Here is a 23,594-nt window from a genome sequence, read left to right as displayed (position 1 = left end):
ATGCAGAAGACCCTGTTCGACCGGCTGTCGGCCCGCGCGCATGGCGCCGCGCGGCTCGCCCTCGTGTTCGCGGCGGTGGCCGCGGCGTGCGTGCTCGGCGCGGCGCCCGCGCACGCGGAACGCCTGAAGGATCTCGCGCAGATCCAGGGCGTGCGTGACAACCCGCTGATCGGCTATGGCCTCGTCGTCGGTCTCGACGGCACGGGCGACCAGACGATGCAGACGCCGTTCACGACGCAGACGCTCGCGAACATGCTCGCGAACCTCGGCATCTCGATCAACAACGGTTCGGCCAACGGCGGCCCGTCGTCGCTGAGCAACATGCAGCTGAAGAACGTCGCGGCCGTGATGGTGACCGCCACGCTGCCGCCGTTCGCGCGGCCGGGCGAGGCGCTCGACGTCACCGTGTCGTCGCTCGGCAACGCGAAGAGCCTGCGCGGCGGCACGCTGCTGCTCACGCCGCTGAAGGGCGCGGACGGCCAGGTCTATGCGCTCGCGCAGGGCAACATGGCGGTCGGCGGCGCGGGCGCGAGCGCGAACGGCAGCCGCGTGCAGGTGAACCAGCTCGCGGCCGGCCGGATCGTCGGCGGCGCGATCGTCGAGCGTGCGGTGCCGAACGCGATCGCGCAGATGAACGGCGTGCTGCAGCTGCAGCTGAACGACATGGACTACGGCACCGCGCAGCGGATCGTGTCCGCGGTCAATTCGAGCTTCGGCCCGGGCACCGCGACGGCGCTCGACGGCCGCACGATCCAGCTCGCCGCGCCGGCCGATTCGGCGCAGCAGGTCGCGTTCATGGCGCGCCTGCAGAACCTCGACGTGAGCCCGGACAAGGCCGCGGCGAAGGTGATCCTGAACGCGCGCACCGGCTCGATCGTGATGAACCAGATGGTCACGCTGCAGAGCTGCGCGGTTGCGCACGGCAACCTGTCGGTCGTGGTCAACACGCAGCCGGTGGTGTCGCAGCCGGGGCCGTTCTCGAACGGGCAGACGGTGGTGGCGCAGCAGTCGCAGATCCAGCTCAAGCAGGACAACGGCGCGCTGAAGATGGTGACGGCCGGCGCGAATCTCGCCGACGTCGTGAAGGCGCTGAACACGCTCGGCGCGACGCCCGCGGACCTGATGTCGATCCTGCAGGCGATGAAGGCCGCCGGCGCGCTGCGCGCCGACCTGGAGATCATCTAAATGGCAGCCTCTCTTCCGAACGCGAACGACCTCACGCAGCGCTTCGCGCTCGACGTGCAGGGTTTCGACGCGCTGCGCGCGCAGGCCAAACAGTCGCCGCAGGCCGGCGCGAAGGCGGTCGCCGGCCAGTTCGACGCGATGTTCACGCAGATGATGCTCAAGAGCATGCGCGACGCGTCGCCGGACGGCGGGCTGTTCGATTCGCATACGTCCAAGCTGTACACGTCGATGCTCGACCAGCAGCTCGCGCAGCAGATGTCGACGCGCGGGATCGGCGTCGCCGACGCGCTGATGAAGCAGCTGCTGCGCAATGCGGGGCAGGGCGCGGGCAGCGACACGGCGGCCGACGTCGGCGCGGCCGGCCTGGGCGCGGGCGGCCTAGGCACGTCGGGTAACGAAGGCGGCCTCGCCGCGATGAACGCGATGGCGAAGGCCTACGCGAGCGCGGCGAACAACGGCGGGCTCGCCGGCACGCGCGGCTACTCGGCCGGCAGCGCGCTGACGCCGCCGCTGAAGGGCGCGAGCGGCGTGCAGGACGCCGACGCGTTCGTCGACCGGCTCGCGGGCCCCGCGCAGGCGGCCAGCGCGTCGACCGGCATCCCGGCGCGCTTCATCGTCGGCCAGGCCGCGCTCGAATCGGGCTGGGGCAAGCGCGAGATTCGCGCGAGCGACGGCTCGACCAGCTACAACGTGTTCGGCATCAAGGCGACCAAGGGCTGGACCGGCCGCACGGTGTCGGCGCTGACGACGGAATACGTGAACGGCACGCCGCGCCGCGTGGTCGCGAAGTTCCGCGCGTACGACTCGTACGAGCACGCGATGACCGATTACGCGACCCTGCTGAAGAACAATCCGCGCTACTCGGGCGTGCTGAGCGCGAGCCGCAGCGTCGAAGGCTTCGCGCACGGGATGCAGAAGGCCGGCTACGCGACCGACCCGAACTACGCGAAGAAGCTGATCTCGATCATGCAGCAGATCGGCTGACGGCCCGTCGGCCCGCGCCGTTGCCCCTTTCGGACCGCGCCCGGCAGCCCGCCGCGCGCGGTTTCAACGTTTGCGCGAAAAAAATCCCCGTTTCGATCTAAACTTTCGGTCAGCACTGCCGCTAAGTGTGAGAGACCTGCGACCGGGCCCCCGTTCTGGCCCGGTTTTATCGCGCACCGGTTGCCCGGGCGCCCATGACAAGAAAGACCGGCTAGCCATGAATATCGAAACGTCGACGGACCCCAGCCTGGATGCAGGCCACTCCGGGCCCGACTATGCCCGCCGCAATCCGCTGGAAATCGGCGTGCAGCTGCGCAACCTCGTCAATCGCGGCGATTTCCTGACCGTCCAGTATCCGGGCGGCCAGCTCGTCACGCGCCTGCTCGAGGTGGATGTCGGCGCGCGGACGTTCACGTTCGACTGGGGCGCGCTGTCCGAGCAGAACGCCGGCATCCTGGGCGCGTCGCACTGCACGTTCGCGGCCGCGCCGGAGGGCGTGCGCGTCGAATTCTCCACGGGCACGCCGCGCGAGACGCGCTACGAGGGGCTGCCCGCGTTCGTCGCCGATTTCCCCGACGTCCTGATGTGCATCCAGCGCCGCGAGTATTTCCGCGTCGATGCGCCGGTCGTCGATCCGTACGTGTGCCGCGGCAAGCTGCCGGACGGCGAGAGCTTCCTGTTCGAGGTGCACAACCTGTCGCTCGGCGGCGTGGGGCTGCGCACGGCGGACGAACGCGTCGAGGCGCTCGAGGTTGGCACGCTGCTGCCCGACGTCGAGCTCGAGCTGACCGGCCACGGCAAGCTGTCGCTCGACCTGCAGCTCGTGTCGCAGCGTTCGACGCAGATGCCGAACGGGTCGCGGCGCTACCAGCTCGGCTTCCGCTACATGTCGCTGCCGGGCAGCGCGGAGAACACGCTGCAGCGGCTGATCACGCAGCTCGAGATGAAGCGCCGCTCGCTCGCGCGGGCCTGACGCGCCCGCGGCGGCCGGCCCCGCCCGGGGCCGCTCGAGGCCGCCCGCGCGCCGCCCACGCACCGCCGCCGGCCCGGGCCGCCGGGCGTTTCGACCCGCCACGCGCGAGCGCGCGTCGCGCGTGCATTTTTTCCTCAATTTTTTCGATCCGCGGCCGTTATACCGGGAGTCACGCAACCCGGCGGCCGCAGCGCGGCCGGCTCATCAGGATCGCGCATGTCCAACACACTCATGAACCTCGGCGTCAGCGGCCTGAATGCCGCGCTCTGGGGCCTCACGACGACCGGCCAGAACATCAGCAACGCGGCGACGCCGGGTTATTCGGTCGAACGCCCCGTCTATGCCGAGGCAAGCGGCCAGTACACGAGCAGCGGCTACATGCCGCAGGGCGTGAACACCGTCACCGTGCAGCGGCAGTACAGCCAGTACCTGAGCGACCAGCTGAACGGTGCGCAGACGCAAAGCGGCGCGCTGTCGACGTGGTATTCGCTCGTCACGCAGCTGAACAACTACATCGGCAGCCCGACGTCCGGCATCTCGACCGCGATCACGAACTACTTCACCGGGATGCAGAACGTCGCGAACAGCGCGTCCGACGCGTCGGTGCGGCAGACCGCGATGAGCAATGCGCAGACGCTCGCGAACCAGATCACGGCGGCCGGCCAGCAGTACGACGCGCTGCGCCAGAGCGTGAACACGCAGCTCACGAGCACCGTGACGCAGATCAACGCGTACACCGCGCAGATCGCGCAGCTGAACCAGCAGATCGCGTCCGCGAGCAGCCAGGGCCAGCCGCCGAACCAGCTGATGGACCAGCGCGACCTCGCGGTGTCGAACCTGTCGAACCTCGCGGGCGTGCAGGTCGTGCGCAACAGCGACGGCTACAGCGTGTTTCTCGCGGGCGGCACGCCGCTCGTCGTCGCGAACAAGAGCTACCAGCTCGCGGCCGTCACGTCGCCGTCCGATCCGAGCGAGCTGACCGTCGTGTCGCAGGGCATCGCCGGCGCGAACCCGCAGGGGCCGAACCAGGCGCTGTCCGACGCGTCGCTGTCGGGCGGCACGCTCGGCGGCCTGCTCGCGTTCCGCAGCCAGACGCTCGACCCGGCCGAAGCGCAGCTCGGTGCGATCGCGACCAGCTTCGCCGCGCAGGTCAACGCGCAGAATGCGCTCGGCATCGACCTGTCGGGCAACGTCGGCGGCAACCTGTTCACCACCGGCACGCCGATCACGTACGCGAACCAGGGCAATACCGGCAACGCGGCGCTGTCCGTGTCGTTCGCGAACGCGTCGCAGCCGACCACGAGCGACTACACGCTGTCGTACGACGGCACGAACTACACGCTGACCGACCGCGCGAGCGGCGCGGTGGTCGGCCAGTCGGCCAGTATGCCGGCCTCGATCGGCGGGCTGAACTTCTCGTTCTCGTCCGGCGCGATGAACGCCGGCGACAAGTTCACCGTGCAGCCGACGCGCGGCGCGCTGAACGGCTTCGGCCTCGCGACGTCGAACGGCTCCGCGATCGCGGCGGCGTCGCCGTACGTGCCGTCGGCCACCAAGACGAACACGGGCACCGGCACGATCGGCGGGCTGACGGTCACCAGCGCGACGGCCGCGGCCAACCCGCACAACTACACGATCACGATGGGCGGCACGACCGCCAGCCCGACCTACACGGTCACCGACAACACGGCCGTGCCGCCGACGACCAGCGCGGCGCAGCCGTACCAGTCCGGCACGCCGATCACGCTGACGGCCGGCGTCACGGTCACGGTGTCGGGCGCGCCCACGGCCGGCGACACGTTCACGGTCGCGCCGAACACGGGCGGCACGAACGACGGCAGCAACGCACTTGCGCTGTCGAAGCTCGTCAGCGCGAAATCGTTCGGCAACGGCTCGACCACGCTGACGGGCGCGTACGCGAGCTACGTGAACGGCATCGGCAACACGACGAGCCAGCTGAAGTCGTCGAGCGCCGCGCAGACTTCGCTGATCGGCCAGATCACGCAGGCGCAGCAGTCGGTGTCGGGCGTGAACCAGAACGAAGAGGCGGCCAACCTGATGCAGTACCAGCAGCTCTACCAGGCGAACGCGAAGGTGATCCAGACCGCGTCGACGCTGTTCCAGACCGTGCTCGGCCTGTTCAACTGATTTCGGGGATCGATGCGATGCGGATTTCCACCACGCAGTTCTACCAGATGAACGTCGCGCAGATGAACGATCAGCAGGCGCAGCTCTCGCAGCTGTACCAGCAGATCTCGAGCGGCGTGAGCCTCTCGACGCCTGCCGACAACCCCCTCGGCGCCGCGCAGGCGGTGCAGCTGTCGATGACGTCGGCGACGCTGTCGCAGTATGCGTCGAACCAGAACGCCGCGCTGTCGTCGCTGCAGAAGGAAGACCAGACGCTCATCAGCGTCAACAACCTGCTGAACAACATCCATACGGTCGTGATCCAGGCCGGCGACGGCTCGCTGTCCGACAGCGACCGCGCGGCGCAAGCGACGCAGCTGCAGGGCTACCGCGACCAGTTGCTGACGCTCGCGAACTCGACCGACGGCTCGGGCAACTACCTGTTTTCGGGCTTCCAGTCGACCACGGCGCCGTTCTCGAACGCGCCGGGCGGCGGCGTGACCTACAGCGGCGACACGGGCACGCGGCAGGTGCAGATCGCCGATACGCGCGCGATCTCGCAGGGCGACAACGGCGCGAACGTGTTCCTGTCGGTGCCGATGCTCGGCAGCCAGCCGGTGCCGTTCGCCGGCGCGGGCAACACGGGCACGGGCACGATCGGCGCGGTGTCGATCACGAGCCCGTCGGCCGCGACCAACACGCACCAGTTCACGATCACGTTCGGCGGCACGGCCGCCGCGCCGACCTATACGGTCACCGACAACACCGTGGTGCCGCCGACCACGACCGCCGCGCAGCCGTATTCGGCCGGCGCCGGGATCGCGCTCGGCAACGGCCTGTCGGTGCCGGTGTCGGGAACGCCGGCGTCCGGCGACACGTTCACCGTCACGCCCGCACCGAAGGCCGGCACCGACGTGTTCGCGGCGCTCGACTCGATGATCGCCGCGCTGAAGGTGCCGATCAGCAGCAACACGTCCGCCGCGGCCTCGCTCGCGAACGCGATGACCACCGGCACGACGAAGCTGAACAACATGATGACGAACGTCCTCACCGTGCAGGCGTCGGTCGGCGGCCGCGAGCAGGAAATCAAGGCGATGCAGACCGTGAACCAGACCAACACGCTGCAGGTCACCAGCAACCTGTCCGACCTGACGAGCACCAACATGGTGTCGACGATCAGCCAGTTCCTGCAGATGCAGAACGCGCTGACGGGCTCGCAGAAGGCTTACGCGCAGCTGCAGAACCTGTCGCTGTTCCAGTACATCAACCCCTGATGCACGCCGCGCCGGCCGCGATGTGAGCGCACGCTTGCGTCGCGGCCGGTGTCGACCGCCGGCGGCCCGCTCGCTCGCCCCCGATGCGCGGCCGCCCGGCAGCCGGGTCGCGCGATCGCGCCCCGTTTCGCCTCTTCCCGGCCGCGCCCCGGCCCGCGTGTCGGTCTGCTTGCCAGCCCCATTTCCGCTCCGTAAACTCGCGCCAGATTCCAGACCGGCGCATCCTCCGCAGCCGGCGACCGACCGACAGGAGCCCTTTTCCCCATGTCCGATTCCTACTTCCCGCGCTGGCGGGTGCAATCGACCGGCGCGGCATCGCGCGTGGTCGGCCCCGACGAGCGCCTGCCGTGGCCGCAGATGGTCGCGATGGGCGTGCAGCACGTCGTCGCGATGTTCGGCTCGACCGTGCTCGCGCCGCTGCTGATGGGCTTCGACCCGAACCTGTGCATCTTCATGTCGGGCATCGGCACGCTGCTGTTCTTCGTGCTGGTCGGCGGCCGCGTGCCGAGCTACCTCGGCTCGAGCTTCGCGTTCATCGGCCTCGTGATCGCGGTGACGGGTTACGGCGGCAGCGGCCCGAACCCGAACATCCCGGTCGCGCTCGGCGGGATCGTCGCGTGCGGCGTCGTGTACGTCGCGCTCGGCGCGCTGGTGCAGGCGATCGGCACGCGCTGGATCGAGACGCTGATGCCGCCGGTCGTGACCGGCGCGGTGGTCGCGGTGATCGGGCTCAACCTCGCGCCGATCGCGGTCAAGGGCGTGTCCGCATCGACCTTCGAATCGGTGATGGCGCTCGTCACGGTGCTGTGCGTCGGCGGCGTCGCGGTGTTCTCGCGCGGCATGGTGCAGCGCCTGCTGATCCTCGTCGGGCTCGTGATCGCCTACGCGATCTATGCGGTCGCGACCAACGGGATGGGGCTCGGCAAGCCGATCGATTTCTCGATCGTCGGACACGCGGCCTGGTTCGGGGTGCCGAGCTTCCGCGCGCCGGTGTTCGATCCGCACGCGATGCTGATGCTCGCGCCGATCGCGGTGATCCTGGTCGCGGAGAACCTCGGCCACATCAAGGCCGTCAGCGCGATGACGGGCACCAGCCTCGATCGCTACGTGGGCCGCGCGTTCATCGGCGACGGGCTCGCGACGATCGTGTCGGGCAGCGTCGGCGGCACGGGCGTGACGACCTACGCGGAGAACATCGGCGTGATGGCCGTGACGCGGATCTACTCGACGCTCGTGTTCGCGGTCGCCGCGCTGATCGCGATCGTGCTCGGCTTCTCGCCGAAGTTCGGCGCGGTGATCCAGACGATTCCGGGCCCCGTGCTCGGCGGCGTGTCGATCGTCGTGTTCGGGCTGATCGCGGTGACGGGCGCGCGGATCTGGGTCGTCAACAAGGTCGACTTCTCCGACAACCGCAACCTGATCGTCGCGGCCGTCACGCTCGTGCTCGGCGCCGGCGACTTCTCGCTGAAGATCGGCGGCTTCGGGCTCGGCGGGATCGGCACCGCGACGTTCGGCGCGATCATCCTGTACGCGATCCTGCGCAAGGAAAAGGAACCGGGCCCGGTGGTCTGACCGGGAGCGGGCGGCGCGATGCCGCCCGCCGGCGCGGCCTCACGCGCCGGTATTCGACTGCGCCTGCAGCCACGCGCAGAACTGCGCGACGAGCGGATCGTCGGCCGGCGCGCGCGGCGCGATCCACCAGTAGCTGCGCGTCGCGATGCGCGGCCCCGCCAGCGGCATCACGAGCCGGCCGCTCGCGAGCTCGTCGTCGATCAGCGGCAACGGGCCGAGCGCGACGCCGAGCCCGTCGACGGCCGCCTGCAGCGCCAGGTAGAAGTGGTCGAACGACTGCCGCTTGCGCCCCTTCATCGCCACGCCGGCCGCCGCGAACCAGTCGCGCCAGCCTTCCGGCCGCGTATCCGAATGCAGCAGCACGTGGCGCGCGAGATCGTCCGCGCGCGCGATCGGCGCGCGTTTGAGCAGCGCGGGGCTGCAGACCGGAATCACGCTTTCGTCGAGGAAGTGGCCGCTCGTGCAGTTCGACCAGTGGCCGGGGCCGCGGCGGATCGCGACGTCGAAACCGTCGAGCGCGTCGAGCGGCGCGTTCGACGTCGACAGCTTCAGCTCGACGTTCGGCACGTCGCGCTGGAACCGCGACAGGCGCGGCAATAGCCATTTCATCGCGAAGGTCGGCAGCGCGTTGATGCGCAGCACGCGCGCCGCGCCGGTGTTGCGCAGCTGCTCGGTCGCGTGCGCGATGCTGTCGAACGCCGCGCGCACGGTGTCCAGGTAGCGGCGGCCTTCGTCGGTGAGCTTCACGCGCTTGCCGTAGCGGTGGAACACCGGCTTGCCGAGCCATGCCTCGAACCCGGCGATCTGGCGGCTGATGGCACCGTGAGTCACATGCAGCTCGTCGCCGGCGGCGCTGAAGCTTTCATGTCGTGCCGCGGCTTCAAAGGCCCGAAGCGCGGAAAAGGGCGGGAGATCGCGTGCCATGCTTGTGATTCTAGATCACAAGGGCGCGCCGATAAAATCGTTTTGCAGGCCTGCCGAACGGCGGTAACCTCGGTTCACCGTTTGATGAGGAGCCCCATGCAATCCGCCTTTCCGCCCGCCGCCCCGCCGCCGGCCGCGTCCCCCCGCCGCATCGGCCTCGCCGAGTTGTTCACCGGCTTCCTGTCGCTTGGCCTCATGTCGTTCGGCGGCGCGCTGCCGTTCGCGCGGCGCACCATCGTCGACGAGCGCAAGTGGCTTTCCGCCGACGAATTCACCGACCTGCTCGGGCTGTGCCAGTTCCTGCCGGGCGGCAACGTGATCAACCTGTCGGTGGCCGTCGGCATGCGCTTTCGCGGCGTGGCCGGCGCGTTCGCCGCCATTCTCGGGCTGATCGCGGGCCCGACGCTCGTCGTCGTCGCGCTCGGCGTGCTGTATGCGAAGACGCAGAACGATCCGCGCGTGCAGCACCTGTTCGCGGGGCTCGCCGCCGCGGCGGCCGGGCTGCTCGTCGCGATGGCCGTGAAGGTCGCGAAGCCGCTGCGGCACGCACGCGCGGCGGCCGGCATCGCGGCGCTCGCGTTCGTCGCGATCGCGGTGCTGCGCATCCCGCTGCTGACCGCGATGCTCGTGCTGACGCCCGTCAGCATCTGGCTCGCGTCGCGCCGCCGCGACGCGGGCACGCCGCAGCCGGCGCCGGCCGCGGCGCGCGACACGCAGCCGGGAGGCCGGCCATGAACGACACGCTGATCGCCATCGCGACGATCTTCAGCCAGTTGTCGCTGCTCGCATTCGGCGGCGGCAACACGATCCTGCCGGAGATGCAGCGGCAGGTCGTCGACGTCCATCACTGGATGAGCGCGCACGAGTTCACCGCGCTGTTCGCGCTGGCCCAGGCGGCGCCCGGGCCGAACATGATGATCGTGTCGCTGGTCGGCTGGCACGTGGCCGGCTGGAGCGGGCTGCTGGTCGCGTCGCTCGCGAAGTTCGGGCCGTCGTCGATCGTCACCGTGCTCGCGCTGCATGCGTGGGAGCGCTTTCGCGACCGGCCGTGGCGCCGCTACGTGCAGCAGGGGATGATGCCCGTCACGGCCGGGCTCGTCGCGGCGAGCGCGGTGCTGATCTCCGAGGCGTCGAACCGCACGGCGATCCAGTGGGGCATCACCGCCGCGTGCGCGGTGCTCGCGTGGCGCACGCGCATCCATCCGCTGTGGCTGCTCGCGGGCGGCGCGCTGATCGGGCTCACGGGTATCGGGCAATGACCGTCGCACGGTAACGTCCCGTGCGCCATACTGGCGCGAATCTTCACGGGAGGCTCGATGGATCTCGACGGCGCCAGCCGCAATCTCACTGTCGCCGCGTTGCTGACGCTGTCCGGCGGCTACCTCGATGCGTACACGTACGTGGGCCACGGCCACGTATTCGCGAACACGATGACGGGCAACGTCGCGCTGCTCGGCATCAACGTGTCGGCCGGCGAATGGGCGGCCGCGCTGCACCACGTGCCGCCGCTCGGCGGCTTCGTGGTCGCGGTGTTCGTCGCGCACCTGCTCGGCCTCGCCGCGCAGCGCGGCTGGATGCGGCATACCGCATTCGCGAGCCTGCTCGTCGAGATCGCGTTTCTCGGCGTCGCCGCGAGCGGGCTCGTCGGCGCGTCGAGCGCATGGCTGATTCCGGGCATTTCGTTCGTCGCGACGCTGCAGACGCTGTCGTTCACCCATCTCGAGGAACTGTCGTACACGTCGGTGATGACGACCGGCAACCTGCGCCGCGCCGCGCAGAAGCTGTTCGTCGGGCTGATCCCGCGCTACGACGCGGGCGCGCTGCACGACTCGGCGCTGCTCGCGACGATCAGCTTCTGCTTCCTGGCCGGCGCGGTGATCGGCGGCCTCGTCACGCGGCTCGTGCCGGAGCTCGCACTGTGGGGCGCCGTGCTGCTGCTCGCCGGTGCGTTCGCGGAGATCCTCCGGCGCGCCTGGCGCCGGCGCGAGACGCCCGGCGAGCCGTCGTCGGCGGCGTGACGGCGCCGCCCGCCGGCACTTCCGGCCGCCTGCCCGTTCCCCCGCGCCTGCGGGGCGATGCTTACAGACCCGACATCCCGTAAGCCGCGTGGCCGGAGGATGCCGTGCGGCATCCGACGCCCGCCCGGCGCGCCTCGCGCGCGCGGCGTTGTGCGCGGGCGACAGTTCCGCCGTTACCGCGCATTTCAATTTCTTTCAGCGATTGCAGTCGTCATATGATTCAGCCCACATCGCGCGCGCCAAGAACGCGCGCGATCGCCACCCGGCTGCGCACGCGGCCGGCCATGAACGGAGACACCTACAAACAGGAAAGCTCATGAAGCAGACCACACGACTCGCAGCCATCGCAGGGGGCGCCGCGCTCGCATTTGCCAGCCAGTACGCGGCCGCACAAAGCTCGGTCACGCTCTGGGGCGTCGCCGACGCCAGCATTCGCTACCTCACCAACGCCAACGCCAAGAACGACGGCCTGCTGTCGATGACCAACGGCGCGATCACGAACAGCCGCTTCGGCATCTACGGCACGGAAGATCTCGGCGGCGGCCTGAAGGCCGTGTTCAACCTCGAAAGCGGCGTGAACCTGCAGAACGGCGCATTCGCCGACAGCGGCCGCCTGTTCAACCGCGCGGCGTACGTCGGCCTGCAGAGCCCGTACGGCACGGTGACCCTCGGCCGCCAGAAGACGCCGCTGTTCGACCTGCTGTCGGACACCTACGATCCGCTGACGGTCGGCAACTACCTCGAAAACGCGTGGCTGCCGGTCGCACTCGGCGGCGGCCTGTATGCGGACAACCAGATCAAGTACACGGGCAAGTTCGAAGGCCTGACCGCGAAGGCGATGTACTCGACCGGCACCAACTACGAATCGACCGGCGCCGGCGGCTTCTCGGGCCAGATCCCGGGTTCGCTCGGCAAGGGCAATGCGTGGGGCGTGTCGCTGTCGTACGTGATGGGCCCGCTCAGCATCGCGGCCGGTGCGCAGCAGAACAGCGACAACTCGGCGCGCAAGCAGACGATCTACCACGCGAACGTCGTGTATGCGTTCAGCAAGGCGAAGATCTACGCGGGCTACCTGCGCTCGAAGGACGACACGGGCTTCGTCGACAGCCTGCTCGCCCAGCAGTCGATTCCGGTCGCGAAGGGCACCGGCCGGATCGACGACGGTCCGTTCGCGGGCGTGAGCTGGCAGGTCAGCGCACCGCTGACGCTGACGGGCGCGTTCTACTACGACCACATGCGCAATGCGATGACCACGAACGGCACGCTCGCGAGCGGCAACCGCTACGCGATCGTCGGCATCGCCGAGTACGCGCTCAGCAAGCGCACGGAAATCTACGGCACCGTCGACTTCAACAAGACGAACGGCGCGGCGAACGTCGAGCTGCCCGGCCGCAGCAACCAGACCGGCATCGCGATCGGCCTGCGCAATATCTTCTGACGAACGTCGGAACGCATGCGCCGGCAGTCGTCCGGTATGCATCGAAGGGGCGCCGCGAGGCGCCTCTTTTTTTTCGTCATGCGACCTTCATACGCGCGCACGACTATTCGGCGAATGCTCCATCACGAGACCCCCGCGCCGTAAGGGAACCGTCGGCAATCCAGAACATACTTTTACAGTGCGCGCGAAGCCTTTCCGCTACGCTGCGTGCATCGCCCGTTGCGTGCCGCCAGACTCGCGCGTGCGTCGTTCCGGTCACGCTCGGCGAGCGCGGCCGGCCTGGTGCGTAACTTGTGTATCCGGTGATGACAATCGCGGTTCGCCGGTTTTTTTTCGTGGGACGATGCGCTCACGATTTTCTTGAAAGGGGATGACGATGGGTATCCTGAACACCGTGGGTGAAATCGCCGGCGCAATCGCCGCCGTCGAAGGCGCGGAAAAGCTGGATCCGGATGCGGGCCTGCTGACCAAGGCGGCAGCCGCCGTCGCCGGCTTCAAGGGCGCGGAAGCGATCGAAGGCATGCTCGAGAAAAAGGAAGAGCAGCCGCAGCAGGCAGACGACACGCAGGCGACGGACGGCAGCGACACGTCGCAGGCATGAGCATGGCGGCTGGTCCGGCCGTGGGCGCGCCCTTCGCGCGCCCGGCCGGGCCGGTGCCGCGCAGCCGGCAGGTCGGGCATGCGGTCGATCGGTGACGCATGGCACACTCGGCAGCCGGTTTGACCGGCGAGAGGCAACGTCTCTCGCCGTTTTTTATTGGGCGTGCGCGCGGCGGCACCATGTGCCGCAAGAATGCCGGAATCTTGCTATCGTGCCTGCATCCGAACTGCGATGAGGCAATGCGATGGATTTCGACTACGACCTGTTCGTCATCGGGGCCGGCTCGGGCGGCGTGCGGCTTGCGCGCATGTCCGCGTCGTACGGTGCCCGCGTCGGCATAGCGGAAGAAGAGCAGATCGGCGGCACCTGCGTGCTGCGCGGCTGCATCCCGAAGAAGCTGCTCGTCTACGCATCGCACTATCCGCACGAAGTCGAGGACGCGAAGGGCTTCGGCTGGACCTTCGGCGCCGGCACGCTCGACTGGCCCGCGCTGATCGCCGCGAAGGATCGCGAGATCAACCGGCTCAGCGACATCTACATCAATCTGCTGCGGCAATCGGGCGTCGAGATGCACGCCGGGCGCGCGACGCTCGTCGATGCGCACACGGTCGCGATCGGCGAACGCACGATCCGCGCGCGCCACATCGCGATCGCGACCGGCTCGCGCCCGTCGATGCCGGCGCGGCCCGGCATCGAACATGCGATCACGTCGCGCGAGGCGTTGTCGCTCGCCGCGCGGCCCGCACGCATCGCGGTGGTCGGCGGCGGTTATATCGCGGTCGAGTTCGCGGGCATCTTCAACGGCTTCGGCAGCCACGTCGACCTGTTCTATCGCGGCGAAAAGATCCTGCGCGGCTTCGACGACGACGTGCGCCAGTTCCTCACCGACGAGATGACGAAGCAGGGCGTCACGATCCATGCGCGTGCGGTGGTCGAGTCGATCGAACGCGCGGACGACGGCACGCTGAGCGTGCGCGTCGGCGATGCGCGGCACGGACCGTACGATCAAGTGCTGTATGCGACCGGCCGTGTGCCGAACGTCGACGGGCTCGGGCTCGAACAGGCGGGCGTGATGCTCGACGCACGTGGCGCGATTGCCGTCGATGCGTATTCGGCGACGTCGGTGCCGTCGATCCATGCGATCGGCGACGTCACGTCGCGGCCGCAGCTCACGCCGGTGGCGACGCGCGACGGCGCGTTGCTTGCCCGCACGCTGTTCGGGGGGGCGCGTGTCGCGGCCGATCACGAATGGGTGCCGTCGGCGGTGTTCAGCCAGCCCGAGGTCGCGACGGTCGGTCTCACCGAGGCGACCGCGCGCGATCTTTACGACGGCGACGTCGACATCTACCGCACGTCGTTCAAGGCACTGCGCCACACGCTGTCGGGCCGCGACGAGCGCACGCTGATGAAGCTCGTCGTCGCGCGCGACAGCCAGCGCGTGGTCGGCGCGCACATGGTCGGCCGCGATGCGGGCGAGATCATCCAGGGGATTGCGATCGCGATTCGCGCGGGCGCGACGAAGGCGCAGTTCGACGACACGATCGGCATTCACCCGACCGCGGCCGAGGAGTTCGTGACGATGCGGCAGAAGGTGGCCGACTAGCGGGCGCGGATGCGCGCGCGTTCGTACGTGCGCGCGGCAGGATTGCCGGAATGCATCGTGACCGGCGAACCCGTCGGGTGCGGTAAAGGCAGCCGGATTTCGGTGATTATTCTCGGGATATGGGTAATGCGGATGGGCGGTACGGACAATATATCTTGATATTGCCGGATTCGAGATCGATCGCCGGAGACAACAAAGGAAAATCGGCACGCTGCGTCCACATGCCTGCAAAGCCCCTGTCGGCGAGGAATTGCGCCGATTCGACCGCGCGCGTCGGATAAGTAAGAAAATCGTCAACTATTATCAAGATTCCTCATCTTGATAAGCAGGCTTGATATGATCGCGAAAAATCATATACGGGGCCGATCATGCGCGATCAACAGCGCAGTAACCAGAATAACGGTGTAGCCGTCGCGCGCGAGCCTGTCGCGTACCGCGCCGCGCATCCGCATGTCGTCGCAACGCACGGGTTGCGCGCCCCTTTCACTCATCTACTGCCACCGCCGGTGCGGCGATGAACGCGCGTGCGTCCATCGCGCCGATGCACGCATCCCCGTTCGCACCGCAACCGTTTCGACCGCCGGGTCGTTTGCGAGCCGGCGTGCCCGTTCCGGGCCATCTTTCCACACAAGGAGACCAACAGTGAACATTCAGACACGACGCACCGTCCTCGTGGCGGCGGCGCTCGTTGCGGCGCTGTCCGGCTGCGCGACCGAATCGTCGCGCACGCTCGACGTGCCGGCCGTGAGCAGCGCACAGAAACCGTACGCGGGCAAGCCCGTCGCGATCGCGGTCGGCAAGTTCGACAACCGCTCGAGCTACATGCGCGGCATCTTCTCGGACGGCATCGACCGCCTCGGCGGGCAGGCGAAGACGATCCTCGTCACGCGCCTGCAGCAGAGCCGCCGCTTCAACGTGCTCGATCGCGAGAATCTCGACGAGATCAAGCAGGAAGCCGGCTTCATGAAGAAGGCGCAGGCGGTGAAGGGCGCGAACTACGTGGTGACGGGCGACGTGACCGAATTCGGCCGCAAGGACGTCGGCGATCACCAGCTGTTCGGCATCCTCGGCCGCGGCAAGACGCAGGTCGCATACGCGAAGGTCAACCTGAACATCGTCGACACGACGACGTCGGAAGTCGTCGCATCGAGCCAGGGCGCGGGCGAGTTCAGCCTGTCGAACCGCGAGGTGATCGGCTTCGGCGGCACCGCCGGCTATGACTCGACGCTCAACGGCAAGGTGCTGGATCTCGCGATCCAGGAGGCCGTGAACCATCTCGTCGACCAGGTCGACGCCGGCACGCTGAAGGTGCCGCAGTAAGCGCCGTGCGCGGCACGCGCTCGACGAATCACTCACTCATCGAAAGAGACAAGACCATGAAACGGGGAATCTGGCTGCCGGCGACGGCGGCCGCCATGCTGCTCGCGGGCTGCGCGGCGCCGACCACGCCGCCGCTCTATCAGTGGAACGGCTATCAGCCGCAGGTGTACGAATACTTCAAGGGGCAAAGCTCGCCGCAACAGCAGATCGACGCGCTCGAGAAGGCGCTGCAGGAGATCCGCGCGAAGGGTAACAAGCCGCCGCCCGGCTTCCATGCGCATCTCGGGATGCTCTACGCGAGCGTCGGCAACGGGCAACAGGCCACGCAGTCGTTCGAGGCCGAGAAGGCGCTCTTTCCGGAATCCGCGCCGTACATGGATTTCCTGATGAAGAAGAAGGCCGTGAATCCGCAGGCCGCGAACCCGAAGGCCGCCGACCAGACGATCGCCGGCCGGAAGCAAGCCGATCCGACTCCCGCCCAACAGTAACGTGCGTGCCATGATCAAGACACTTTCATTCAAGCTGCTGTCCGTGCTGTCGCTCGTCGCGCTGCTGAGCGCATGCGCGCAACCCGTCAAGCGTCCCGACTACACGGCCTTCAAGAAGAGCCAGCCGCGCTCGATCCTCGTGCTGCCGCCGGTCAACGAGACCACCGATGTCGGCGCGACCTACGGGGTGCTGTCGCAGATGACGCAGCCGCTCGCCGAGTCGGGCTACTACGTGGTGCCGGTCGCGGTGATGGACGAGACCTTCAAGCAGAACGGCCTCGCGAACGCGGCCGAGATCCAGAACACGTCGCCGGCGAAGCTGCGCGAGATCTTCGGTGCGGATGCCGCGCTCTATTCGAAGATCACGCAATACGGCTCCGTCTACCAGGTGGTGGACAGCACGACGGTGGTCGCGGCGTCGGCGAAGCTCGTCGACCTGAAGAGCGGCGACGTGCTGTGGCAGGGCGAGGGCCGTGCGACCGGCAAGGAGGTCGGCAACTCCATGAGCGTCAATGCGTTCGGTGTCGTCGGGATGCTGGTGCAGGCGGCTGTCAAGCAGGTCGCGCATTCGCTGACCGACGAAGCGCACGATGTGGCCGGGCTGACCAGCAGCAGGTTGTTGTCGGCGGGGCCGCCGAACGGGTTGCTGTACGGGCCGCACTCGCCGAAGTACGGGACTGACTGACCCGCGCGGATGCAGCGGCTTCGGCCGGTCGGGCAGGCCAGGTCGCCTGCCTGCCGCGCCGGCGCCGCGACATCCGGCACCAGGCGGCCGCGTTCGCGCGGCCGTTTTGCATGGCGGGCGGCGGCGCTCGTCGCCCGCGCCGCCGCTCAATGCACGCCGAACGCGTCGAGCAGCCGGTACCAGCTCATCGCGAGCACGAGCGCCGGCGTGCGCAATGCCTCGCCGCCCGGGAAGTCGCGATGGCGGATCTTGTCGAACAGGTCGAAGCGGCTCGCCTGTCCGTCGATCGCCTCGGCGATCAGCTTGCCCGCGAGCGCGGTCGTGTTCACGCCGTGCCCCGAGAACCCCTGCGCGAAATACATCGTCGGCGCGATGCGGCCGAAGTGCGGCGCGCGGTTCATCGTGATGTCGACGAAGCCGCCCCACGCGTAGTCGACCTTCACGTCCGCGAGCTGCGGGAACGTCTTCAGCATGTCCGCGCGCATCGCCGCGGCGAGATCGCGCGGCTCCCGCGTCGAATAGCTGACCTTGCCGCCCCACACGAGCCGCGTGTCGGGCGCCGGCCGGAAATAGTCGAGCACGAAGCGGCTGTCGCAGATCGCCGCGCGCGCCGGCATCAGCGCGGCGGCGCGCGCTTCGCCGAGCGGCTCGGTCGCGATCACGTAGGTGCCGACCGGCATGATCTTCTTCGACAGCGCGGGCGCGAGCGTGCCGACGAAGGTGTTGCACGCGAGCACGACGAAGCGTGCGCGCACGTTGCCGCCGCTCGTCTCGACGACATGGCCGCCCGCGACGTCGCGCACGCGCGTCACGCAGCTGTCCTCGTGGATGCGCACGCCCACACCGGTGGCTGCGCGCGCGAGGCCGAGCGTGTAGTTCAGCGGATGGAGGTGGCCGCTGTCCGGGTCGTACAGGCCGCCGCAATAGCGGTCGGACTGCACGTAGTCGCCGAGTTCGTCGGCATCGACGAAGTGGAAGCGGTCGTAGCCGAAGCGCTTCGCGGCCTCGTCGCGCCAGCGCTTGAGCGAATCGGCATCGCGTTCGGTGTTTGCGGCGGTCAGGTAGCCGGGCACCAGCGCGCAGTCGATGTCGTGTTGCGCGATGCGCGACTTCACGAGCGACAGCGTTTCGAGCCCCATGTCCCAGATGCGCTTCACGTCGCCTTCCGGCATGAACTGCGCAAACGTATCGATATCGCACGCGAACCCGCCGATCAGCTGGCCGCCGTTGCGGCCGCTCGCCGCCCATCCGACCCGCGACGCTTCGAGCACGGTCACCGAATGGCCGCGCTCGGCGAGGTTGAGCGCGGCGGACAGGCCCGTGAGGCCCGCGCCGATCACGCACACGTCGGCATCGATCGTGCCGGCGAGCGGCGCGTGGCGGGTCGTATCGTTGGCGGTCGCCGCGTAGTAGGACGCGACGTGCGGCTGGTTGGCGAATGTCTGCATGGTCAGGAGGACGGATAAATGGGCTTAGAACAGCTCGCGTACGCGGTGGTACAGCATCCCGAGCTCGAGCGCGGGTTGCCGCCACGCGTCGCCGCCGGGGAAGCGCCGGTGGCGCATGCGTGCGAACAGGTCGAACGCGCGCGTGTCGCCCGCGATCGCACCGGCAACCGCGCGTCCGGCAACGCCGGTGAGCGCGACGCCATGCCCGCTGAAGCCCTGGACGTAGAAGAAGTTCGGATCGAGCGCGCCGAAATCCGGCGCGCGGTTGCGCGTGACGTCGACGAAGCCGCCCCACGCGTGGTCGACGCGCACGTCGCCGAGCTGCGGGAACACGCCGACCATGCGCCGCCGGATCGTTTCGGCGAGCGTGGCGGGTGACGCGCCGGCCGAATTCGCGCGGCCGCCGAACAGCATCCGGTGGTCGGCCGACAGCCGGAAATAGTCGAGGAAGAAATTGTTGTCGCACACGGCCTCGCGCTGCGCGATCAGTGCATCGGCGCGTGCCTGGCCGAGCGGCTCGGTCGCGATGATGTACGACGCGATCGGCGCGATGCGTGCAGCCGTCGCGGCCGGCAGCACGCCGCCCGGGCCCGCGTTGCAGCACGACACGACGAAGCGGCAGCGCACGTCGCCCGACGGCGTGCGCACGACGGGCCGCGCGCCGCGCACGACGTCGAGCGCGGGTGTGTGCGCGTACAGCGCGACGCCTTCGCGCCGCGCGGCTTCGGCGAGGCCGAGGCAGTACTTGAGCGGATGCAGGTGGCCCGACAGCGGATCGTAGACACCCGCGAGATAGCGCGTCGACGCGATGCGCGCGCGGATCGCGCCGGTGTCGAGCCACGACAGCGACGGATGGCCCCAGCGCCCGGTCGCGGCGTCCATCCACGCGCGCAGGTCGTCGATGCGGCGCGGTTTCGTCGCGACCGTCAGGTAGCCGCGCGTGAAGTCGCAGTCGATCCCGTAACGCGCGATCCGCTCGGCGATCAGCGCGACGCCGTCGAGCGACAGCGACCACGCGGCGCGTGCGCCGTCGGCGCCGAGCTGCCGCTCGATTTCCTCGTCCTTCGCGAAGCCGGTGATCGCCTGCCCGCCGTTGCGTCCCGACGCGCCCCAGCCGGGCCGGTGCGCATCGATGACCGCGACCGACAGCCCGCGCGCGCGGCAGTCGAGCGCCGTCGACAGGCCGGCGAAGCCGGCGCCGATCACGCAGACGTCGACGTCGATCGTGTCCTCGAGCACCGGGTCGTCGGCGGCCGGCCGCACGGCCGTCGCCTCGTAGTACGAGTCGCGCGCGAGCGCATCGGCGCGGCGGGTGAAAGACTGCGTCATCAGACCGACTCCCTCGTTGCGGCCGGCACGCGATGCGCGATGCATCGTGCTTCGGCCGGTAAAAACGGCGCGGGACGCCGTGCGCGCGGCACGGCGTCCCGCGTGTGCTGCGTCAGAACGAATAGATGAACTGCGTCGCGAGCAGGTCGTTGGACTTGCCGTACGACCCGTCGTTGCGCAGGAATACCTTGTTGTTCGCCCAGTCGTGCCGGTATTCGACCTTCACGGTGATCTGCTGGGTCGGATAGAACAGCAGGTCGAGCGCGACGTCCTGGCGTACCGCCCCCTTGCACTCGAAGCCCAGGCCGCCGCCGGCCTTCGACTGCGCGAGGCAGTCCGCGTCGACGCCGAAGCCGTTGCTCGGATCCATCCCGTTGCCGTTCAGCGCGATGCCGCCGCCGCCGCCGCCGTTCTTCGAGTTGGCGAGCAGGTCGTAGCGCAGCGTCACGCCCATGCGGCCGACCACCGGCGCGTTGAACTTGCGGTGCGCGAGCAGCGACAGGCCGTACCACTGAGCGAGCCCGCCGTTGAACGCCGCATGCTGCTGACGGCCGTAGTCGACTTCCGCGTTGTACTGAATGTCGGCGAGCGTGTAGGTCGCGTCGAGTTCACCGAAGAAGAACGAACCGTACGCGCTCGGTGCCGCCCCGCCCGGGCCGTAGTTGGCGTTGCCGTTCGCATCGAGCGCGCTTGCGAGCGTCTGCCGCCCGATATTGAACGACCCGCCGATGTCGAGCGCGCTCGACCACGTGTAGTCCGCGCGCGCGGTGAAGGTCGGCACCTTGTTGCTGGTCGTGATCGGGTCGCCGAGCGCGTTGGTGCCCTTCTGCGTGACCGAACCGTACGTGCGGTACTGCTCGTTGCCGAGGAAGAACTTCCACGCCCAGTTGCCCTTCGTGTAGTTCGCGCCGATACCGACGTAGCTGCCCGGATCCGAGAAATCGTACAGCAGGTTGTGCGTGAGCGTGAGCATCTGGTTCGACTGCTGCACCTCGTAGCCGCCGAAGCTCGGGATCAAACCGGCGACGAGCGTCGTCTCGGCGGTGATCGGCACGTTGATGACCGCCGTGTTCAGCAGGTTGTCGGTGATCGAGCCGCGCGAGTTCTGCAGCAGCGTGATGCCGTTGCCGCGGTTCGGCATCAGCGTGATTTCCGCCGACGGCGCCATCGGGCCGACGCCGAAGGTCTTCTTGATGTCGAGGTAGAGATCGCCGAACGTGCTGTTGAAGTAGTTGTACGCGTTCTCGTGGTTCGCGAACAGGAACGACGACGTACCGGCCGCGCGGTTGTAGATGTAGGTCGGGTCGATGTAGCCCGTGACCGACAGGCCGGCCAGCGGGCCCGTGTTGGCCGCGTCCGTCAGCGAATCGACCTTCAGCTGCTGGTTCGCGATCTGCTGCTTCATTTCGCCGACTTCGTCGTTGGTCAGCGTCGCCTGCGCCTTGCCGTAGTCCGGCGAGCCCGGATCGACGGCCACGGCGACCGGCGCGGCCTTCGTGCCGGCCTGGGCGGTCGCGGTGCCGCCCTTCGCCGAAAGCTGCGCCTGCATCGCCTTCATCTGCTTCTGCAGCGCCGCGACCTGCGCCTGCAGCGCCTTGATCTCGGCGGATGTCGAGTCGGCCAGCGCGATGCCCGGCAACGCGCCGGCCACCAGCAGGCAGATCAGTTTCTTCTTCATTGCGGATTCTCCTTGTCGTGCGCCTGTCAAATCGGGATCGAATCGCGCGCCCCCCCTGGGGCAGCGCGCCTTGCTTGTCTGCACTGCTTGTTATCTTCGAAGCCGGAGGTGCGTCGTCATGCCACCGCGAACGCCGCCTTCATGTCGGCCACGCGGCGCCGCTCGCGCGCGATCATCATCCGGTTCACGACGATCACGCCGATCGTCACGGCCGTGATGAACAGCGTCGCCAGCGCGTTCATCTCCGGGTTCAGCCCCAGCCGCACGCGCGAGAACACCACCAGCGGCAGCGTCGTCGACCCCGGCCCCGACAGGAACGCCGACAGCACCAGGTCGTCGATCGACAGCGTGAACGACAGCAGCCACCCCGACAGCAGCGCCTGCGAGATCAGCGGCAGCGTCACCACGAAGAACACCTTCAGCGGCGTCGCGCCCAGATCGAGCGCCGCCTCCTCCAGCGACTTGTTCATCTCCTTCACGCGCGACTGCACGATGATCGCCACGTACGACACGCACAGCATCACGTGTCCGATCCAGATCGTCACCATCCCGCGCCCCTTCGGCCAGCCGAACATCTGCTCCAGCGCAACGAACAGCAACAACAGCGAGATGCCCTGGATCACTTCCGGAATCACCAGCGGCGCGTTGATCATCCCCGTGTACAGCGTGAAGCCCTTGAAGCGGCCGAAGCGCGCGAGCACGAAACCCGCCCACGTGCCGATCACGACCGACGCGGTAGCCGTCAACAGGCCGATCTTCAGCGACAGCCACGCGGCGGTCAGCAGCTCGTCGTCGTCCAGCAGCGCGCTGTACCACTTCAGCGAGAAGCCCGACCACACCGTCACCAGCTTCGACTCGTTGAACGAGTACACCACCAGGCTGATGATCGGGATGTACAGGAACAGGAAGCCGAAGGCGAGAACGCCCGTCGACAGCGGTTTGCTCGGCTTGATCATTTCGCGTCCCCCAGTTCCTTGACCTGGTAGTACTGGAACAGCGCCATCGGCACCAGCAGCAGCATCACCATCGCGACCGTCACCGCGGACGCCATCGGCCAGTCCATGTTGTTGAAGAATTCATCCCACATCACGCGCCCGATCATCAGCGTGTCGGCGCCGCCCAGCAGTTCCGGAATCACGTACTCGCCCACCGCCGGGATGAACACCAGCAGGCTGCCGGCGATGATCCCGTTCTTCGACAGCGGCAGCGTGATGCGCGTGAACGCGACCCACGGCTTCGCGCCGAGGTCGTATGCGGCCTCGAGCAGCGTGAGGTCCATCTTCACGAGGTGCGCGTACAGCGGCATCACCATGAACGGCAGGTACGAATAGACCATCCCGATGTAGACGCCCGCGTCGCTGTGATAGAGGCGCAGCGGCGTGTGGATGATGCCCAGCGCGATCAGCGTGTGGTTCAGGAGGCCGTCGTCCTTCAGGATCCCGATCCATGCGTACACGCGGATCAGGAACGACGTCCAGAACGGCAGCATCACGGCCATCATCAGCACGTTGCGGCGATTCGGTTCCGAGCGCGCGATGTAGTACGCCATCGGATAACCGATCAGCAGGCACAGCACGGTCGACACGGCGGCCATCTTCAGCGAGCTGAGGTAGGTCGCGATGTACAGGTCGTCCTGCAGCAGGAACGCGTAGTGCGACAGCTGCAGCGCGAAGTGCACGACGCCGTCCTTGATCTCGACGAGCGACGTGTACGGCGGGATGCCCATCACCTGGTCGGCGAAGCTGATCTTCAGCACCAGCACGAACGGCAGCGCGAAGAAGACCGCGAGCCACACGAACGGCACGCCGATCGCGACGCTGCGGCCCGACGGCAGGAAGCGCGACAGCATGGAGAAACGGCCCGGGCGCGCGCGGCCGGCACCGGTGCTCGCGGCGCCGGCGGACACCGGCGCGGACGGAGTGGAAGCGGAGGTTCTCATCGTGGCAG

The 23,594-nt window shown here is 68.4% G+C and carries 21 protein-coding genes; 15 read left to right on the top strand and 6 right to left on the bottom strand.

The genetic code is table 11. The features are described 5' to 3' along the window. The 6 genes from ACTJLD_RS37530 to ACTJLD_RS37505 all read left to right on the top strand — a co-directional run bounded on the left by ACTJLD_RS37530 (position 1) and on the right by ACTJLD_RS37505 (position 8,115). Entirely contained in the window at positions 1 to 1,185 is a 1,185-nt protein-coding gene (locus ACTJLD_RS37530; RefSeq protein ID WP_027788923.1) for a flagellar basal body P-ring protein FlgI, read from the top strand. Continuing rightward, positions 1,186 to 2,169 (top strand): flagellar assembly peptidoglycan hydrolase FlgJ, encoded by a 984-nt coding sequence (gene flgJ, locus ACTJLD_RS37525; RefSeq protein ID WP_440661281.1) that lies wholly within the window; start codon positions 1,186 to 1,188, stop codon positions 2,167 to 2,169. A 217-nt stretch (positions 2,170 to 2,386) separates the two neighbouring features. After that, positions 2,387 to 3,142 (top strand): flagellar brake protein, encoded by a 756-nt coding sequence (locus ACTJLD_RS37520; protein WP_021164374.1) that lies wholly within the window; start codon positions 2,387 to 2,389, stop codon positions 3,140 to 3,142. A 216-nt stretch (positions 3,143 to 3,358) separates the two neighbouring features. Then, the gene (gene flgK, locus ACTJLD_RS37515; protein WP_060373186.1) at positions 3,359 to 5,290 is read left to right on the top strand and encodes a flagellar hook-associated protein FlgK; all 1,932 of its coding nucleotides are present in this window, start codon (positions 3,359 to 3,361) and stop codon (positions 5,288 to 5,290) included. Between the two features lie 17 nt (positions 5,291 to 5,307). Beyond that, positions 5,308 to 6,543: a flagellar hook-associated protein FlgL gene (flgL, locus tag ACTJLD_RS37510; RefSeq protein WP_059700405.1), complete on the top strand. Its 1,236-nt coding sequence runs from the start codon at positions 5,308 to 5,310 to the stop codon at positions 6,541 to 6,543. 264 nt (positions 6,544 to 6,807) lie between these two features. Further along, positions 6,808 to 8,115, top strand: coding sequence for a solute carrier family 23 protein (locus ACTJLD_RS37505; RefSeq protein WP_059523034.1), 1,308 nt, complete (start codon positions 6,808 to 6,810; stop codon positions 8,113 to 8,115). A gap of 39 nt (positions 8,116 to 8,154) precedes the next feature. Here ACTJLD_RS37505 and ACTJLD_RS37500 read toward each other — a convergent pair whose 3' ends face one another. Continuing rightward, entirely contained in the window at positions 8,155 to 9,039 is an 885-nt protein-coding gene (locus ACTJLD_RS37500) for a transcriptional regulator GcvA (RefSeq protein WP_059700402.1), read from the bottom strand. Positions 9,040 to 9,135: 96 nt separating this feature from the next. Between ACTJLD_RS37500 and ACTJLD_RS37495 the strand changes: the two genes are divergently transcribed. The 9 genes from ACTJLD_RS37495 (at position 9,136) to ACTJLD_RS37455 (ending at position 17,192) form a co-directional block, all read left to right on the top strand. Beyond that, on the top strand, positions 9,136 to 9,774 hold the full coding sequence (locus ACTJLD_RS37495; RefSeq protein ID WP_027788928.1) for a chromate transporter: 639 nt from the start codon (positions 9,136 to 9,138) through the stop codon (positions 9,772 to 9,774). Beyond that, positions 9,771 to 10,298 carry a chromate transporter gene (locus ACTJLD_RS37490; RefSeq protein ID WP_043184629.1) on the top strand — a complete coding sequence of 176 codons (528 nt, stop codon included), beginning with the start codon at positions 9,771 to 9,773 and terminating at the stop codon, positions 10,296 to 10,298. Before ACTJLD_RS37495 ends, ACTJLD_RS37490 begins: the two co-directional genes overlap by 4 nt. A 57-nt stretch (positions 10,299 to 10,355) precedes the next feature. Next, complete coding sequence (locus tag ACTJLD_RS37485; RefSeq protein WP_027788930.1) at positions 10,356 to 11,057, top strand: YoaK family protein; 702 nt, start codon at positions 10,356 to 10,358, stop codon at positions 11,055 to 11,057. 316 nt (positions 11,058 to 11,373) lie between these two features. After that, positions 11,374 to 12,495 (top strand): porin, encoded by a 1,122-nt coding sequence (locus ACTJLD_RS37480; protein ID WP_027788931.1) that lies wholly within the window; start codon positions 11,374 to 11,376, stop codon positions 12,493 to 12,495. A 376-nt stretch (positions 12,496 to 12,871) separates the two neighbouring features. After that, the gene (locus ACTJLD_RS37475; protein ID WP_027788932.1) at positions 12,872 to 13,096 is read left to right on the top strand and encodes a hypothetical protein; all 225 of its coding nucleotides are present in this window, start codon (positions 12,872 to 12,874) and stop codon (positions 13,094 to 13,096) included. A gap of 244 nt (positions 13,097 to 13,340) precedes the next feature. After that, positions 13,341 to 14,699 (top strand): glutathione-disulfide reductase, encoded by a 1,359-nt coding sequence (gene gor / locus ACTJLD_RS37470; RefSeq protein WP_060174228.1) that lies wholly within the window; start codon positions 13,341 to 13,343, stop codon positions 14,697 to 14,699. 648 nt (positions 14,700 to 15,347) lie between these two features. Next, a complete protein-coding gene (locus ACTJLD_RS37465; RefSeq protein ID WP_182670311.1) occupies positions 15,348 to 16,019 on the top strand; it encodes a CsgG/HfaB family protein in 672 nt (223 codons plus the stop codon). A gap of 56 nt (positions 16,020 to 16,075) precedes the next feature. Further along, complete coding sequence (locus ACTJLD_RS37460) at positions 16,076 to 16,507, top strand: DUF4810 domain-containing protein (protein ID WP_027788934.1); 432 nt, start codon at positions 16,076 to 16,078, stop codon at positions 16,505 to 16,507. 10 nt (positions 16,508 to 16,517) lie between these two features. Then, positions 16,518 to 17,192, top strand: a complete 675-nt coding sequence (locus ACTJLD_RS37455; RefSeq protein ID WP_027788935.1) for a DUF799 domain-containing protein — start codon at positions 16,518 to 16,520, stop codon at positions 17,190 to 17,192. Positions 17,193 to 17,338: 146 nt separating this feature from the next. Here ACTJLD_RS37455 and ACTJLD_RS37450 read toward each other — a convergent pair whose 3' ends face one another. The 5 genes from ACTJLD_RS37450 to ACTJLD_RS37430 all read right to left on the bottom strand — a co-directional run bounded on the left by ACTJLD_RS37450 (position 17,339) and on the right by ACTJLD_RS37430 (position 23,586). Then, entirely contained in the window at positions 17,339 to 18,640 is a 1,302-nt protein-coding gene (locus ACTJLD_RS37450) for an NAD(P)/FAD-dependent oxidoreductase (RefSeq protein ID WP_440661276.1), read from the bottom strand. A 24-nt stretch (positions 18,641 to 18,664) separates the two neighbouring features. Next, positions 18,665 to 19,969, bottom strand: a complete 1,305-nt coding sequence (locus ACTJLD_RS37445; RefSeq protein WP_175900781.1) for an NAD(P)/FAD-dependent oxidoreductase — start codon at positions 19,967 to 19,969, stop codon at positions 18,665 to 18,667. 112 nt (positions 19,970 to 20,081) lie between these two features. Next, positions 20,082 to 21,647 (bottom strand): DUF3138 family protein, encoded by a 1,566-nt coding sequence (locus tag ACTJLD_RS37440; RefSeq protein WP_027788938.1) that lies wholly within the window; start codon positions 21,645 to 21,647, stop codon positions 20,082 to 20,084. A gap of 116 nt (positions 21,648 to 21,763) precedes the next feature. After that, complete coding sequence (locus tag ACTJLD_RS37435) at positions 21,764 to 22,603, bottom strand: ABC transporter permease subunit (protein WP_027788939.1); 840 nt, start codon at positions 22,601 to 22,603, stop codon at positions 21,764 to 21,766. Beyond that, positions 22,600 to 23,586, bottom strand: a complete 987-nt coding sequence (locus tag ACTJLD_RS37430; RefSeq protein WP_440661274.1) for an ABC transporter permease subunit — start codon at positions 23,584 to 23,586, stop codon at positions 22,600 to 22,602. Before ACTJLD_RS37430 ends, ACTJLD_RS37435 begins: the two co-directional genes overlap by 4 nt. Positions 23,587 to 23,594 lie beyond the last annotated feature (8 nt).

It is taken from the genome of Burkholderia sp. 22088 (genome assembly GCF_052045915.1).
Classification (GTDB): Bacteria; Pseudomonadota; Gammaproteobacteria; order Burkholderiales; family Burkholderiaceae; genus Burkholderia; species Burkholderia cepacia.
This window is presented reverse-complemented; position numbering and strand designations above follow the sequence as displayed.